15 protein-coding genes are annotated in these 14791 nt (G+C 53.6%); 7 read left to right on the plus strand and 8 right to left on the minus strand.

Annotated features, from left to right (window positions below):
• Positions 1-54: 54 nt before the first annotated feature.
• Complete coding sequence (locus ACTOVJ_RS00820) at positions 55-765, minus strand: HD domain-containing protein (protein ID WP_449504597.1); 711 nt, start codon at positions 763-765, stop codon at positions 55-57.
• Positions 766-767: 2 nt separating this feature from the next.
• A complete protein-coding gene (locus tag ACTOVJ_RS00825) occupies positions 768-1613 on the minus strand; it encodes an aldo/keto reductase (RefSeq protein WP_449501515.1) in 846 nt (281 codons plus the stop codon).
• 83 nt (positions 1614-1696) lie between these two features.
• Between ACTOVJ_RS00825 and rarD the strand changes: the two genes are divergently transcribed.
• From rarD to ACTOVJ_RS00845, 4 genes are all read left to right on the plus strand, one after another.
• Complete coding sequence (gene rarD, locus ACTOVJ_RS00830) at positions 1697-2767, plus strand: EamA family transporter RarD (RefSeq protein ID WP_449503795.1); 1071 nt, start codon at positions 1697-1699, stop codon at positions 2765-2767.
• Positions 2768-2841: 74 nt separating this feature from the next.
• A complete protein-coding gene (gene galK, locus ACTOVJ_RS00835; RefSeq protein WP_449503794.1) occupies positions 2842-3975 on the plus strand; it encodes a galactokinase in 1134 nt (377 codons plus the stop codon).
• A 25-nt stretch (positions 3976-4000) separates the two neighbouring features.
• The gene (locus ACTOVJ_RS00840) at positions 4001-5362 is read left to right on the plus strand and encodes a UTP--glucose-1-phosphate uridylyltransferase (protein WP_449503793.1); all 1362 of its coding nucleotides are present in this window, start codon (positions 4001-4003) and stop codon (positions 5360-5362) included.
• 160 nt (positions 5363-5522) lie between these two features.
• Complete coding sequence (locus ACTOVJ_RS00845) at positions 5523-6020, plus strand: PTS sugar transporter subunit IIA (RefSeq protein ID WP_449501511.1); 498 nt, start codon at positions 5523-5525, stop codon at positions 6018-6020.
• A gap of 62 nt (positions 6021-6082) precedes the next feature.
• Here the strand turns inward: ACTOVJ_RS00845 and ACTOVJ_RS00850 are convergent, their stop codons facing one another.
• From ACTOVJ_RS00850 to ACTOVJ_RS00865, 4 genes are all read right to left on the minus strand, one after another.
• The gene (locus tag ACTOVJ_RS00850) at positions 6083-6682 is read right to left on the minus strand and encodes a methylated-DNA--[protein]-cysteine S-methyltransferase (RefSeq protein WP_449503792.1); all 600 of its coding nucleotides are present in this window, start codon (positions 6680-6682) and stop codon (positions 6083-6085) included.
• Between the two features lie 957 nt (positions 6683-7639).
• The gene (locus tag ACTOVJ_RS00855; protein WP_449503791.1) at positions 7640-8323 is read right to left on the minus strand and encodes a response regulator; all 684 of its coding nucleotides are present in this window, start codon (positions 8321-8323) and stop codon (positions 7640-7642) included.
• Positions 8316-8663: a sensor histidine kinase gene (locus ACTOVJ_RS00860; protein ID WP_449503790.1), complete on the minus strand. Its 348-nt coding sequence runs from the start codon at positions 8661-8663 to the stop codon at positions 8316-8318. The genes ACTOVJ_RS00855 and ACTOVJ_RS00860 overlap by 8 nt, the downstream gene beginning before the upstream one ends.
• The gene (locus tag ACTOVJ_RS00865) at positions 8660-9274 is read right to left on the minus strand and encodes a hypothetical protein (RefSeq protein WP_449504598.1); all 615 of its coding nucleotides are present in this window, start codon (positions 9272-9274) and stop codon (positions 8660-8662) included. Before ACTOVJ_RS00865 ends, ACTOVJ_RS00860 begins: the two co-directional genes overlap by 4 nt.
• A 502-nt stretch (positions 9275-9776) precedes the next feature.
• Between ACTOVJ_RS00865 and ACTOVJ_RS00870 the strand changes: the two genes are divergently transcribed.
• Genes ACTOVJ_RS00870 through ACTOVJ_RS00880 form a run of 3 tightly spaced genes read left to right on the plus strand, consistent with a single transcriptional unit; the run spans position 9777 to position 12971 of the window.
• Positions 9777-10073: a hypothetical protein gene (locus tag ACTOVJ_RS00870; RefSeq protein ID WP_449503788.1), complete on the plus strand. Its 297-nt coding sequence runs from the start codon at positions 9777-9779 to the stop codon at positions 10071-10073.
• 36 nt (positions 10074-10109) lie between these two features.
• A complete protein-coding gene (locus tag ACTOVJ_RS00875) occupies positions 10110-12314 on the plus strand; it encodes a hypothetical protein (RefSeq protein ID WP_449503787.1) in 2205 nt (734 codons plus the stop codon).
• A 9-nt stretch (positions 12315-12323) separates the two neighbouring features.
• A complete protein-coding gene (locus ACTOVJ_RS00880) occupies positions 12324-12971 on the plus strand; it encodes an ABC transporter ATP-binding protein (RefSeq protein ID WP_449503786.1) in 648 nt (215 codons plus the stop codon).
• Between the two features lie 129 nt (positions 12972-13100).
• On the opposite strand, the gene ACTOVJ_RS00885 is transcribed toward ACTOVJ_RS00880, so the two are convergent.
• Both ACTOVJ_RS00885 and ACTOVJ_RS00890 read right to left on the minus strand, forming a co-directional pair.
• On the minus strand, positions 13101-13322 hold the full coding sequence (locus tag ACTOVJ_RS00885) for a hypothetical protein (RefSeq protein ID WP_449501503.1): 222 nt from the start codon (positions 13320-13322) through the stop codon (positions 13101-13103).
• A gap of 57 nt (positions 13323-13379) precedes the next feature.
• Positions 13380-14783 carry an alpha/beta fold hydrolase gene (locus ACTOVJ_RS00890; protein ID WP_449503785.1) on the minus strand — a complete coding sequence of 468 codons (1404 nt, stop codon included), beginning with the start codon at positions 14781-14783 and terminating at the stop codon, positions 13380-13382.
• Positions 14784-14791: the final 8 nt, after the last annotated feature.

The following is a 14791-nucleotide window of genomic DNA, read 5'->3' on the forward strand; positions in this document are numbered from 1 at the left end:
GAAGGGGCAAATCCCAACACAATCCAGCGTCTCCGCTGACACCCGAGTGACGAGCTATCCCAGCTCCGCATTGAGTTGTCGATAAAATTCGATCTGCCGATCTAATGCCTTCACCCAGCGATCCTGGGCTGATTGAGTGGCACACTGGTATTCATATTGAAAACGCAGATGCTCAAGATTTTCTTCGAGCCAAGCGCGTTGGAGCTGTGTGGATTTTTCCATGAACCGCACGTACCGGAGGGTGTCAGCCACCCGATAGAGTGAAAAGCGGTCAATATTGTCGCAGTCGCCAATGGACTGAGCCAACACAGTGGGCTCGCCATCGAAGCGCAAGTACTCGCGGCCGACGGCGTTGTACGGTGTTCCGTGATCGTCGTTGCGCGCGTTCCACTGGCCGTCCGTGTGCATCGCAATTCCCTGTGCAAGCTCGGTAGCCAGGGACTGATCAAGGCCGGCATCGAGGAGAAAATCGAGGGCGATCAGTGCTCCAGCGCGTCCGTGATCCACCGGTACCTGAGCATCATATTTTCCGACGTCGTGCAACAGACACCCCAGCTCAAGCAGGTCGGGATCCAACCCCTCCTTGAGGGCGACTTCGCGGCCAATGCGCGCCACACGCAGACAGTGTTCAAACCGATAACGGCGTGCGTACTCCCCCGCACGCGCGTGCGAAAGATGGTCACGGACGAACTCGCGTGCGATCGGCAAAATTTCTGCCGCCGATCGGTGCCCTGAGGCTGTTTGTTCAAGAGTCGGTGCGTTCATTTTTATTCCTGGGCGCCCTCGCCATGTTTCATCGTGTCGGGGTTCATGCCGATACGTCCGCGTTCTCCAAGGTCAAGCCCATCGATCACAGCAATATCCTCTGACGACAGAACTACTGAACCCGCACGGAAATTCTCGATTTGGCGTTGTGGTGTTGCGGATTTCGGGATGACCACGAACCCTTTCTGCAGGTGCCAGGCAAGCACAACCTGAGCGTTGGTCACGCCCAGACGTTGCGCAATCGACTCAATCACAGGCAGTCCGAGCGCGCGACCGCGTCCCAGCGGACTCCATGATTCAACGACGATCCCGTGGGCTGCGCAGTAATCTGTGACTGTGCGGTTTTGGAAGCGCGGGTGGATTTCAATTTGGTTAACAGCGGGGACGATCGAAGTGGAAGCCATAAGCTTCTCTAAGTGATGTGTCTGGAAATTTGATACGCCGATTGCTCGCACTTCACCGCTTTCAACGAACTCTTCCATCGCGCGGTAGGTGGTGATGAAGTCCCCATCATACTGTCCAGGAAGAGGCCAGTGCATCAAAAAGAGATCGACATAGTGAGTTGCTAGCCGGTCGAGGGACTCTCTCAGGGAGCGGCGCACATCGTCGGGCCGATGGTTGGGGTTATCAAGCTTTGTTGTCAGGAAGATGTCCTCACGGCGAACACTGGAAGCGGCAATTCCTTTGCCGACGCCAGTTTCGTTGCCATACATCTGGGCAGTATCGATGTGGCGGTAGCCTGCATCAATGGCCGCCGAGACTGCGTCGGGTGCGTGGTCGTCGTCGATTTTATAGGTGCCAAACCCGAGCTGAGAGATGGATGTTCCAGTATTCAAAGCGATGTCCATGCAACTATTCTTCCACGCTTATGCGTCGAGAGGAACGCAGCGAGATCTTTTGGGGTCCACATCAGGCCACCGATACCATGGAGATGATGACTTTCCGCGGCGTATTCATATCTCTTGTCACTTCTGTATCGTTTGCCTTGTTCTCCTATCTGGCAGCGTTGGCGCATCCCCTCAACGGCATTGAGCTTTGGTCCTGGCGAATGGTGATGACCGTGCCAGGAGTACTGATTGCGCTCGCGATGGTAGGAAAGTTGAATGGCTACTGGCTGGAATTGAAGCGAATGCGAACCAACCCCCGCCGGCTCATTGCTTACGCTTTTTGTGCTCCCATGCTTGCTGGGCAAATGTGGCTTTTTGGTTGGGCTCCGCAATCAGGGCGGGCATTGGAGCTTGCGTTGGGTTATTTCCTTATGCCACTCGTCATGGTGGTCATTGGGCGTGTCCTCTACAAAGAGAAAATGAGTATGCTCACGACAATCGCGTCTCTCGTTGCCGCTGTAGCCGTGGCATATGAGGTGGTGCGGACTGGAAGTTTAGGTTGGGTGGCACTGTTTATCTCGATCGGTTATCCAGCTTATTTCGTCGTCCGGCGTTACTTCCACACCGACGGCGTTTCAGCACTCGCATGGGAAATGACATTCGCAATGCCGGCAGCACTCTGGATAGCATCGGGAAGCCATACATTCACGGTGATCGTCACTGATGCTCGTTTGCTGACGGTGATGCTCGCTACCGGTGCCATGAGTGTCATGGGGGTGATCGGGTACGTAATGTCGGCGCGTCTTCTGCCTTACGGCCTATTTGGCCTGCTCAGCTACGTTGAGCCGGTGATGGTAACACTTGCGGCACTGGCACTCGGCGAAACGATCGCCGGTGGCCAGATTTGGACCTACGTCGGAATTTGGGTTGCTGTCGGATTGCTGGCCTTCGACGGCGTCGTGTCATTGTCATCCCACTCGAAGCTTTCCGCTCATCCGGTTCGTCCGTGGCGCCGACGCCGAAAGCGCCATTTTCGTCAACGTCTAGCGACCATGCGCGTGTGGAAGCGTCAGCGTGAGGCGGCCGAGAATGTTCAGACCTACGTGCCCGAGCACCCGCACACCGATGTCGACCCTGCCGATGTTCATCCGACTGATGACACTCGCGAAAACTAGGGCATCTGCACACCTGCCCTGTAAAGTTAGTCAAGCAACTTCGATTATTGGAGGCAACGGTGCCGGAGTTAATGATGCATTGGTCAGATGAAGAGGGCGCTCGCCGCGTTCGCAAGCTTTTTTCCCGCCATTTTGGGGACGAATCCACTGAAGTATTTGCGGCACCGGGTCGCGTGAATTTAATTGGCGAGCATACTGACTACAACGGCGGTCTGTGCCTGCCCATGGCGCTCCCTCACGCCACCTTCGTTGCGTTTCACCAGCGTGAGGATGATGCGGTGCGCTTGATTTCTGACGCAGGCGAGTTATGGAAAGGACGCCTGGCTGATATTCGTCCGGGGATGGAACGTTCGTGGGTGAATTATGCAGGCGGTCCGGCATACACGCTGGGCGTGACGCATGGTTTCGATGCTGCAGTGGTTTCTTGCGTTCCTCTCGGTGCCGGGCTTTCGTCGTCGGCAGCAATCGAATGTGCTCTGGCATTCGCTCTGCGCACCCCGACGACGGAGGCGGATTGCGAGGCGATTGTGGAGGCATGTATCCGGGCTGAGAACGAGATTGCTGGCGCCCCCACAGGTGGTATGGATCAGACGGTGTCTGTTTTCGGGCGCGATGCCCATGCTGTTTTTATTGATTTTTCCGCCGCAACCCGCGAGCTTGTGGAAGCCGATTTCGCTGCGGATGATTTGGCGATTCTTGTCATGGATACACGCGCGAAGCACTCCCTATCTGACGGACAGTATGGAAATCGCCGTGCTGAGTGCGATCAAGCTCGCGATATGTTGGGATATGGCTCGTTGCGCGAAGCAACGGATGCGGATCTTGAAAAACTTCCAGATTTGCTCGCTCGCCGGGTGCGTCACGTCATAAGCGAGAATGCGCGCGTCGTCGCCGCGGCTCGCGCATTGAAAGCTCATGACTGGCTGGCTCTCGGGCGCGAATTCGGTGCGTCACACGCTTCGCTTCGCGATGATTTCGAAGTTTCTTGTGAAGAGCTCGATTGTGTTGTCGAATCGGCAACCGCTGCTGGAGCATTTGGTGCTCGCATGACGGGTGGAGGTTTTGGCGGATCAGCGATTGCGCTGGTCAGGCGCAATGACATCGAAAAAATTACCGAAGAAGTTCGCCGTGTCAGCTGTGAGCGTGGATTCGCTGAGCCGGCTTTCTTAGTAGCACAGGCGTCGTCGGGCGCTCGTCTAGCTGTCTGAAAAGGGATAAGGAACGGGGAAGAAAATGGAGCTGACTGCTTCTCAATCGCAGGCGTTGTCGCAGAATCTGGAAAAATTGCGTGCCGATGGTGCATCAGCGACGGCGATGCGCGTGTTTGAAGGATACTTCGGGCAAGTTGCTGGCGGCGCAACAGGGCTGATCCCGGAGGACACGATTACTCCGATTACTGACGTTCCCGATATTCGTCACACCGACGTCGATCCGGACGACGCTCGTCGAGCGCTTGGGCAGACTGTCTTTTTCAAGCTCAACGGCGGTTTGGGAACGTCGATGGGTCTCGACAAGGCGAAATCGCTTCTTCCCGTCCGTGATGGGTTGACCTTCCTTGACATCATGACAGAGCAGATTTTCAAGGCGCGCGAAAAAACGGGTGTGAATATCCCGTTGATGTTCCTTAATTCTTTCCGTACACGTAGCGATACGCTCGAAGTCGCTCACCCGGATCTCGCAACGGATCTTCCGCTGGACGTTTTGCAAAGTCGTGAGCCGAAGATTCTGGAGGATTCACTTGAGCCAGTGAGCTGGCCGGAGAACCCCGAACTTGAATGGTGTCCGCCTGGCCACGGTGACATTTATACAGCGTTTTACGAGAGCGGGATTTTGGATCAGATGCTTGACGCTGGGTATCGATACCTGAACACCTCAAATTCCGATAACCTTGGCGCATACCCGAGTGCGTCAATCGCTGGCTGGTTTGCGCAGTCGGGCGCAGACTATTCTCCGGAGGTCTGTCATCGCACGCTTGCCGATGTTAAAGGCGGGCACTTGGCAATCCGGAAGTCAGATGGACGTGTGATTCTGCGAGATACTGGACAAACACCAGCAGAGGATATGACGTGGTTTACAGATCTGTATCGTCACCCGTATTTCCACACGAATAATTTGTGGTTCAATATTGAGTCGCTGCGCGATCTTTTGCACCGCACAGAGGGTGTGCTCGATCTGCCGCTGATCCGTAATCGGAAGAATGTCGATCCCACACAGCCTCATTCTCCTCACGTCATTCAGATGGAATGTGCTATGGGTGCAATCGTGGAAAAGTTCGCCACTTCGCAGCCGATCTGTGTTGGACGTGAGCGTTTCTTACCAGTGAAAACAACGAACGATTTGGCTCTGGTGCGCTGCGACGCATACGAATATTCGCAAGATTCACGCTTGATTTTGCGCCATCCGTCTGCGCCGGTAATCTCGCTCGATTCTCGCTATTACAAGTTTATTCAAGACTTTGACCGGCACTTCCTGGATTTACCGTCGCTGGAGGCTTGCGAGTCCTTCACCGTGAATGGCGAATGGTTCTTTGAAGGTGACGTAAGCTTTAGTGGCAACGTCACTCTCGACGGCGAAGGGCGCGTGCGCGGAAAGTAGCATTGCCGACGTCGGCGCGGCTGTGTACGTATAACAGATGCGAAACTGGTCTCTTGGGGCTTGATGGAGGCCAGTCGATAACCCAAGCTGACGTTTTCCCGGTATGATGATTGTGTGTTGAGCGCCTATTTCGGCGCTCGAATATCCTGAAAGGACAACGATGTTCAATATCTTCAAGAGGCACTCTGGCGATTCACCACTTTCACACAAAGTTGATGTTTTTTCGCCGGTTCCTGGCAAGCTCAGCCCGCTTGACCGAGTTCCTGATCCGACGTTTGCTGGCGGACACATGGGCAAGGGCTTTGCAGTATTGCCTGAGTCGAACGAGTTTTGTGCCCCGATCGCTGGTGAGATCACGATGATTGCCGGCACGCATCACGCATTCACGGTTCGCAGTGAGGGCGGTGCAGAGGTTCTTGTCCACATTGGTGTCAATACCGTGGGTCTGGGCGGCGTTGGTTTTAGTGCGGTTGCTGAGCTTGGGCAGAAGGTTGAGGCAGGAGACCCTGTGTTGCGCATTGACGATACAGTGGAGCAGCGCGCAGTGTCGATGCTGACTCCAGTCGTTGTCACCTCATTGGTGAGTTATGTAGCATCTGAACCTCATCTCGAAGCCGGGGCAGGTGAGCCCGTCATGGTTCTGATGCCTTCTGAGTGAGCGTTTTTCAGCCGACGCCTGTGCGCGTGTTGCGTACAGGCGTCGGTTTTTTGCGCCTACTTTTAGGAAATGTGGTTGAATTCCGCTTCGACGAGTGCGGTCTTGAGTTGAGGTTTGCCCATGAATTTTCCGAAGTGGGTTGGCCATCGACCTGCCATGAGGGAATTTTCTATCTCCATGGGGATGACGCGGTGGCACGGGATGAAGAAGGGGATCGGGTTGTGGGAGCAGCAGGTGGCCGCAGCTCGCGTTGCTCGCGGATGTCCCATCAGCTCAGCGAGTGATGAGTACGTAACGAGTTCACCTGCGGGTATGTTGCGCAATGTTTGGACGAATGTTTTGTGAAAATCGGTGCGTTTGACACTGACCGGCACTTGGGTGATGGCATCGAAGTCGCCTGACTGCCACGAGAAAACAGCGGATGCGGCTTGCTGGTCGATTCCGTGGAGGTCGTTGATCGAGACAAGACTTGTGTGCGGTGAATGCGCCTCCGATTCACAGAGAATCTGACTGCCGGCGTCGGAACCGATCTGCTCACTCAGTTCAGGCGAGTACTGAATAAATTCGGTCGCAATCACAGCGTCGTTAGACGTGGTCACTTGCAACAGCCAACTGTCAAGGTGATGACGGCCAGTGTTGAAGGGAACGTAAATGGTGCTCATAGGGGCTATTATCCTGCACTGCCCAAGCTGCGCAAGGGGGAGGGAAGTGTCATGCGGGAGGGATGGCCGTAACGTCAGGACAACAGGGCATGGATTCCGCATGAAAGAAAGGTGCCCCGGGCGGTTTAAAATTCTTCGTGTCGCAAACGGCCCGGGGCTCTCACCAGGGGTGCAGCCCGGTGAGGTTCTTGGTGTTATGAAAAATTTTGGTGTGAGCGCAAGGGGTGAAAACCCCGCTCATGATTCTTCCACGATAAAAAAGAAGAACTGAATCACAAGAAAAGGCGCAAAAATGTACAGTGATTGAAATTAATTTCATGCACAGAGTAGTGTGTCAGAGAGTGTATCGAACAGTTCGAGTAATGAATGTAAAAGACATACTTTTTCGAAAAGTCAGGCAAATGCGGAACTTTCCTCCGATTGCTTTACCTGAGAGGTATTGATTGCGGGGAGGAATGACACGTGGAAAAGTCTAGGAATTTGTAAAATATTTGGATATTTATTCACATAAGTCTGCGTAGAGAGAATTGTTTGCATAGCAAACACGTGCTCTTGCGGGTGGAGGAAAACTCGATAAATGTGATGTATTACTCGCGCTTTCAACTGTTCTTCGCACATGTCTGTCACGATACGGAGTTTCAGTTCGATGCTTTGCCATGCACTTCCTCAGATCGCAGAGAGGAGCGCGAACCTGCCACAGAGGTTGGAGCAACTGCGTGGGTCGCAAGATAAAAACCGCATCCAGTTTCCAGGGCGACCTTCCAGGGCGACGCCGGCGTCGGCGAGTTTCCAACGCTCAAGAAACGTTCGCTGCTTGCCGGTTTTCTTGTCGCGTACTTTGGGGAATTCGAGTGTCACGTCACCCAGTGCAATAAAATGATCACTCCATAAAAAAGAGTTTCACATACTAAAGAACCCGTAATTCTGAAACTGTATACTCTCAAAAGTTTTATTTAATTATGGCGTTGAGTTTCCGTCATGGACAAAGCCTGCTTTTGCTGCTGTGAGGATCATTTTGGCGCGCGAACGCATCTGTGTCATTGTCAGGAGCTCAGTGACATATCCGCGCACCGTGATCTCGGACAGTCCTTGACGCTGCGAGATTTCTTTGTTCGTGTAGGCCAGGACAACGTCGTCGAAAACGTTGCGAAGTCGGGGCGAAAGATTCTCAACTACCTCAACGAATTCGGCGAACTCTTCGCGCGAATGTTGGGAGGCCAGGTAGGCGGCAATGACCATTCGCGCCGGTGACGGGCCGAGCACAGTCTGCCCGGTCATCACCAGGCGCACTTGCTCAACGAGCTGTTGTGGCATCGTGTCTTTTGTGAGGAATCCGGACACGCCGAGGCGCAGACAATGTTCGAGTGTGTCTGGGTGACGAAACGCTGTGAGCATGAGGATTTTCAGCTTGGGGTTGATGCGTTTGATTGTTTTTGCTGCGCGTGGTCCATCGGTACAGGGCATGTCAACGTCGAGGATGATCATGTCCGCGAGCCGCGTTGCGGCTGCGGTGATTGCCTCCTCGCCGTCGTGAGCGACGGTGATTACCTCCATGTCGTCTTGCCGATTGAAAAACCGCGCAAGAACGTCGATGTACTGTTCGTCGTCGTCGGCGAGAATGATGCGAATCGGCTTACTCATTCGGTACCTCCAAAGCAAAGATCCACTCGTCGCGGATACGTGAGTAATCGAGCGTGCCACCGAGGCGTTCCACCTGAATACGCAAGTTATCCAGGCCGTACCCGCCGGTCGTCCCTGTATGTGGATGCTCGGCGACCGCGTTAGTAAACGTGAGTGAAGTATCCGTATCGCCGACATCGATTACGAGAGTTGCGTGGGAATGTCCGGGGGCGTACTTGAGGACGTTGGTTGCTTCCTCGCGCAGTGCAAGGGTGAGGAGCTGTGTGATCGGGGTAGAGTGCGGCGCGTGGGAAAGCGAATCGAGCGGATTACCCTTGGGGTCAGTGATTCTTGTGGTCAACGTGATCGAGCGGGTTGAGAGTATCCGTCGGGTGTGTCGTCGAGGACATCGTTGAGTGGCTGATCACGCGCGGTTGAAAGATCGAGGATCATCGGGCGTAAGTTTCTCGAAGCGCGCGCGGCGATGGTGCTGATTTCTTTGAGTGTCTTACGCGCGTGTGGAGGAATGTCATTTTTTGCGAGGGTGTCGCCAACGAGGACGGCGATGTGTGCGATGTCTTTCGCGGCGGTGTCGTGAAGGAGGGAGGCGAGTTTCGTTTTGGTTTCGGTGACGATTGTGGCATTTTCTTCTTCGAGCGTGTGGATCCGACTGTGGATCCAGCGAAGGAAAAAGCCTAAATCGATCCAATCGACGATGATTGTGTATATCCCGAAAATGCAAATACCTGGGACTTCAGGGAAAGTCAGAACGACCAGTATCGATGTGTAGGCGATGAAAACAACCTGAAGTATCGTTCTCTGACTTGCTAAAACAAACAACGCAATTGCAACGGATAGCCAGAGCGTGTTTTGGCCAGTGGTTGCAGACCAAGCCAGATCCGGAATTCCGAAGAGAAGAGCGATCAGAAAATAGGATATCGACCGAGGCGTGAGTAAGTGTGATATTTGCATGTCAGCTGACAAAGAGTGTTCATTGGGAAACAACTGAAAACTCATTTGCTCATTGTGCATCATGGAACCCAATTGTGCAAACGTGTTGAGCATAGAAATGCTTGCCTGTGTCCAGATTGGTCAACAGGTTCCAGGAGGCTTTCGAAATGAGACACAGCTTGTCGCGATACGGAGAGGTTGTCGTATGAAACATGAGGAGTGCTGATGAGAGAAGCAGTGAGGAGAAGCGTGGCAGAAGTAGTTCGGAAAGCGATGTGGGATGTCATGGGAACCCTTCAAATTAGTGATTTTCTGCTGTTTGGAGGTCGCTTGAGGTAACAGAAGGTCACTTGAGGTAACAGAAGGAAAACAGAACACCTACAAATGTTGGTGTTTGAGTACTTACAAAAGCAGGCGCGAAAATACCTACTTTTGTAGGTATTGCATTTTGTGGAATTCGAGTTTGATAGGCGTTGCAGAGGGAAAACCTGGCGCGTCACTAATCGTCAGAAAGGGATTCCACATGAAGAAACAACGTGTCCGAGCAATGGGTGCTGCGGGCCTCGCATCGATAATGCTTGTCGGTGGCGTTGGGGCAGCATATGCCCAAACTGTCTACTACAAAGGCACAGCAGTGTATTGGGATCATGGGCGCACGTGGGGTGCATGGTCATATTCTGATGTAAACTCTGGCCGCTACGAGCACAGGGCGACTGCCAATTCGAAGACTACGCGATGGATGCCTAAAGGCACGCGAGCGTACGCTACTGACTGGGTTGGGACCGGCACTGCTCATGCCTACTGGGATTGCCGTGGGTAAAATGTGACGAGTTTCTAGTGGATCGCGGTAGAAATAATGAAACGATTTTTGAAGATTACGCTGAGTTTACTGATCGCTCTTGCTGGTGTCCTGGTTGGTGTGAGCTCCACTCTGTCTTTTGGTGATGAATACACAAGAGCGATTGCTGACTATCCTGCAACGAACACTGTCCTGAATCTCTCGACAATCAGTGATGATGGCCTTGCTGGAACAGCAGTGCGGGTCGCTCAGGGCGAGGCGGAGAAAAACGGCGGTCTCATTATTCGCCGCGATCCACTAGTCTCTCGCATCAATGGTCAAACGGAAGGTTATCGATTTGGGTTTGGCGGGCAGCTCGCCAATGCTCCTGCGCAGGCCGAATTAGAATTCGGCGGAGCGAAGATTTTTTCTCAGGAGAATCTCGCCGTTTTGTCCAAAGGAAAGCAAAAATCCACGCTTGGTCTCGATCAGGTGCAAACAGATGTTATTGCCGATATCCCAAGCGTTGACTTCACCTCGCGCGCCGTGGGCATGCACCTTGACGAACTCATCACCCGTTCAGGAACGGCGCGAGGAACCTACTACGTTATCGGCCTGACTCCCTCACAATTCGATAAAATCTCGGACAAAATTGCTGAGATCGTAGCTACTCCGAAATCGAAGATCACAGCCATTACCTCCGGAGAAGCAACGACAGAAGGCGTCTTTTTGCCGATCATTCGCGCTTTTATTGCCATTGATCTCATCATGATCTCAATGATGTTCCTCGTGGGCATCTACCAATCGATGAAACAGATGGGAATTTATCTTCTTCTCGGACTCACAAAACGTGAATTCCTTACCACCATGTGGCGTTTCTCCTTGATAGGAGCCGGAATTGGTGTTGTGAGTATTGGTGTTATTGAGCTGTGGCAACGCTGGGAATTTTCCATCAATGCTCAAACCGCGATTGATATTTCAGTAAATAGCGCGCTGTACATTGGGTCATTATTGATCGCATGCGTGCCAGCAATTTTGGCAGTGAGTGCAACACACCCGGTGAACGCTATTCGAAATCGAGTTTCTCAGCGCGTGATCGTGGGAGCGATCGCAATCCTCTTTATTTTCACCAGCGGTGCATCCATCACAGGGCTACACTTCATCGATGGTCCCATGACTCAGATCACGAAGATCCAAGAGATCAAATCACAGTGGCAGCCTGTGGAACAAACGCGGATCCTTCATGAGGACAGCCCTGGCACGAACCAGATCTCAAGTAACGGAGCGAATGAAGGAAAAGAACGAGAATACTTCAACTGGTACGCCTCGATTGAAGACAAACCCGGTGTCCAACTGATTAACACATTTGACTATAACGCTGAGATCATCAAGAAGTGGCATGAAGAGCGTTCATACGAAAACCTGCCGATCGAGCCATTCTGGTATTTCGCAGCTTCGCCGAATTACCTACGGTCAACACATTTTGACATTCCAAAAACTGATGAAGAACTTGCCCAATCCGGGGTGCGTGTCTACTACATTCCGCGTAGCTACTCTTCTGAGCAGCAAAAGGCGATTCGCGGATGGCTGATTGAAAACGACAAAAACCATCTCGATTCTCCTATCGTGACGAAATTTACGAAGAACCCACGATTCGAATTCCGCACTTACACCCCGAATGAAAAGTTCTTCACGTGGAACGCAGAACAGCCACAAAATTCGACAGTGATCGATCCCGTTATTTATCTGGCGAAAGCCGCGAATATGACGTATTTCGAAAACGAAAGCCTCGTAGCAACAGGTTTGGAGAATAGTTACATCAAACTCGATGCGCAGGCGGCGGAAAAATACGCACAGGCACACTACCTTGCGAAGTACCATCTGGAAGACAATGCGCCACAGTTCATCCCTGTGTCCGGCTTCCTTGCAGGGCTTCACAAATCGTTCTTACGCCTTCTTCAGCTGTTTGGAACAGTCATCGCGCTCGGTGCTCTTATCGAGATCATCCTCCTTGTCGGGCTGGTACAGCTCTACGGCAAGTCCAATGCCCAGCGTGTTGCAGTGATGAGACTTCTTGGATACCCGCTCATTCGGATTTTCTGGGCGCCGTTCGCTCTCGTTTTTGCAACAACAGTGATCGGAACACTGGTCGGTATCCCACTGCAGTCCAATGGAATTCTCTGGATCACCCCCATCCTCGGAGCAATTCAAATCGCTGTGCTCTTCGCGGTTGCTCGCCGAACGGCCACCACCCATATTTCCCACATTCTCAAAGCAAACTAAGGAAAACTCATGTCAATCCTCGAAGTCCAGAACCTGACCAAAAAATACGGCGAGCGCACCATCATTGAATCACTCAGTTTCACTCTCGAATCCCAGCAAACCATGGCGGTCACCGGCCAGTCCGGGAGTGGTAAATCAACGCTCCTCAACATGATCGGTTTACTGGAAGAACCGACGTCTGGAACGATTCGCGTTGATGGGAAAGATACCCCAGGGATCAACTCATCTGCCGCAACGAAGTTGAGGCGCTCCGTGATCAGCTACCTTTTCCAATCCTATGCGCTTTTGGAATCGCAAACTGCGCTCCAAAACGTTCTTCTCGGAATGAAGTATTCGCCGCTGCCGAAGAAAAACCATGAAGCGGAGGCGCGGCGGGTGCTCAAAAGCCTCGGTTTGGGGAGCGTGATCGATGCCAGTGTTTCCACCCTTTCGGGTGGAGAACAGCAACGCGTGGCCATTGCGAGGTGCATGCTCAAGCCAGGGAAAATTATTTTGGCAGACGAGCCAACCGGCGCGCTTGATCAACACCTCGCGGGCGTCGTCCTCGATGAACTCTTCGCACTGTGCCGCGAATTTGGCAAAGCTCTGGTGATGGTGACCCACGATCCTGCGATCGCGCAACGCTGCGAACGCCAGCTTCGAATCGGAACGAACTGATTTTCGCACCGTCGAGTAGTGAAATAATTTCGCTGCCATCCTCACTGGCGCGTACGTGTACTACTCGTTGTGCAAAGAGTGATGACATACGCGATGGTGACGGCGGAGCGCACGAAACCGAGGAGGAATCTACTTCTTCGTGCGCTTCTCGCGTTGTGTGCGTCGTAGACGCCACGCCATGACCATGCACACAGCCCACACCGCGAGCGGGCCTGCTGCGGTAAGTGCGAGTAGTGCCAAGTGCAGTTCGAACCAGGCCAAGATGAAGGTCATCGCTGCTCCGTAGGCAAAAAATGCCCAGCCGATCCACGACCATTTCCCTGCACGGTCACGTTCGAAGAAATCTGCCACGATACTCCTTTGAGTTGTTACTGTGTAATCGTTGTGTCGCCAGCGGTCATCAAGCGCTCAGACTCGCTTGCCCCAGACATCGGTCAGCTCGGCTTTCAAGCCCGAGATAATATCCGAAGACTGCGTGGAGAGCGCATCGTGATGGAATGTTGGATGCTCGATCTGTTTGAGCCCGCGGATCTGCGCCGCCGTTTCACGTGAAATTTCGATCGGTACGAACATATCTGGTTCGTACATCCAAGCCGCTGCCGGAACAGTGTTCTTCGCCAGAACATCCTCACGATGGAGTGAGGGTAAATCATTGCGTTCGTGGAGTGCGTTCACAGCCGCTTCCAGCCCCCGCAGAGCAGGATCTGTTTGCGCCATCCACGGGAATTCGTGCTCGCCCGAGAAGCGGAAGCTGTGGCCACGGGCGCGAAGTTCGCGTTCGCCGTCTCCGCCTGCGGAAAGCTCGGGAAGTGCGAACTGTTCAAATTCGCTACGGATGCGCTGTGCCGACCAATGCGTGGCGAGTCCTGGACCTGCATAGATCGACTCGTGGAGCGCCCAATACATCGGGCAGCTAGCATAAGAAATCTGATCGGCCACTTGCGTGAGGAAACGTTGGGTCAGGCGCGTGCGCCCACCGACCTCCACAAACGGATTTTCGAGTAGGCCGTGCAAAGCCTCCAAACCATAACTTCGGCCAAGATTGATGCCAAGCATACGGAAACGACCAGGCGTGAGGATCTCGCCAGTGGGGAGGAGCTCAGCGGTATGCGGGTCGCCTGATTCGAGGGCGGCAGCTGCGCCAGCAGCGAGATGCTCGGCAACACGCCACGCGGTCACTTCGTCGGAAGGGTAGCGTTCGAAAAACTCGGCGTTGCGCCGATCAGTAGATGCCCAGGTCAAACGGTAGACGTCGTCGGCGTGGCGATGTGTGGAAACGAGCCCCGCGACGATCATCGCTGCGCTGAGACCTTCGGGTGCGAGCGAAAGATATGAGGTGACACAGAAACCGCCAAAGCTTTGCCCCAGAGCCGCCCACGGCTCATCGCCTTGGAGCTCACGACGCAGCGCTTCGGCGTCGCGAATGATCGAATCCGCGCGGAAACACGCAAGGTAGGCAGCTTGCGCGTCGGCGTCGCCCACCACAGGCACAGTGACCTGATCCAACGCGTGAGACTGTCCGGTACCGCGCTCGTCAATCAAGACAAGGCGGTAGTCATCGAGTACTTCGTTGATCCAGCCGCCGATCGGTGCCGGCCGATTCGCAGGGAAACCGGGGCCGCCCTGGAAATACACCAGACGAGGCGCATTCTCGCGTCCATCGCGCACGATTTCACGTGCAAAAACCGTGATCGTTTTCGGGAAATTTCCGCTGGAAGCATACGGCATCAGCGAGCCGTCCCAGTCGAGGGGCACCTCGAGGCGGTGTTCAAACGTGGTGTGGCCTGGAATCGTAAAAGAGGCGGTTTGCATAGGACAAG

The organism is Arcanobacterium sp. (ex Cirak et al. 2026) (assembly GCF_053585065.1).

Coding starts and splice junctions, on each gene's coding strand:
- ACTOVJ_RS00820 (WP_449504597.1), bottom strand. CDS start 765: ATGAACGCACCGACTCTTGAACAAACAGCCTCAGGGCACCGATCGGCG.
- ACTOVJ_RS00825 (WP_449501515.1), bottom strand. CDS start 1,613: ATGGACATCGCTTTGAATACTGGAACATCCATCTCTCAGCTCGGGTTT.
- rarD (WP_449503795.1), top strand. CDS start 1,697: ATGATGACTTTCCGCGGCGTATTCATATCTCTTGTCACTTCTGTATCG.
- galK (WP_449503794.1), top strand. CDS start 2,842: ATGCATTGGTCAGATGAAGAGGGCGCTCGCCGCGTTCGCAAGCTTTTT.
- ACTOVJ_RS00840 (WP_449503793.1), top strand. CDS start 4,001: ATGGAGCTGACTGCTTCTCAATCGCAGGCGTTGTCGCAGAATCTGGAA.
- ACTOVJ_RS00845 (WP_449501511.1), top strand. CDS start 5,523: ATGTTCAATATCTTCAAGAGGCACTCTGGCGATTCACCACTTTCACAC.
- ACTOVJ_RS00850 (WP_449503792.1), bottom strand. CDS start 6,682: ATGAGCACCATTTACGTTCCCTTCAACACTGGCCGTCATCACCTTGAC.
- ACTOVJ_RS00855 (WP_449503791.1), bottom strand. CDS start 8,323: ATGAGTAAGCCGATTCGCATCATTCTCGCCGACGACGACGAACAGTAC.
- ACTOVJ_RS00865 (WP_449504598.1), bottom strand. CDS start 9,274: ATGCAAATATCACACTTACTCACGCCTCGGTCGATATCCTATTTTCTG.
- ACTOVJ_RS00870 (WP_449503788.1), top strand. CDS start 9,777: ATGAAGAAACAACGTGTCCGAGCAATGGGTGCTGCGGGCCTCGCATCG.
- ACTOVJ_RS00875 (WP_449503787.1), top strand. CDS start 10,110: ATGAAACGATTTTTGAAGATTACGCTGAGTTTACTGATCGCTCTTGCT.
- ACTOVJ_RS00880 (WP_449503786.1), top strand. CDS start 12,324: ATGTCAATCCTCGAAGTCCAGAACCTGACCAAAAAATACGGCGAGCGC.
- ACTOVJ_RS00890 (WP_449503785.1), bottom strand. CDS start 14,783: ATGCAAACCGCCTCTTTTACGATTCCAGGCCACACCACGTTTGAACAC.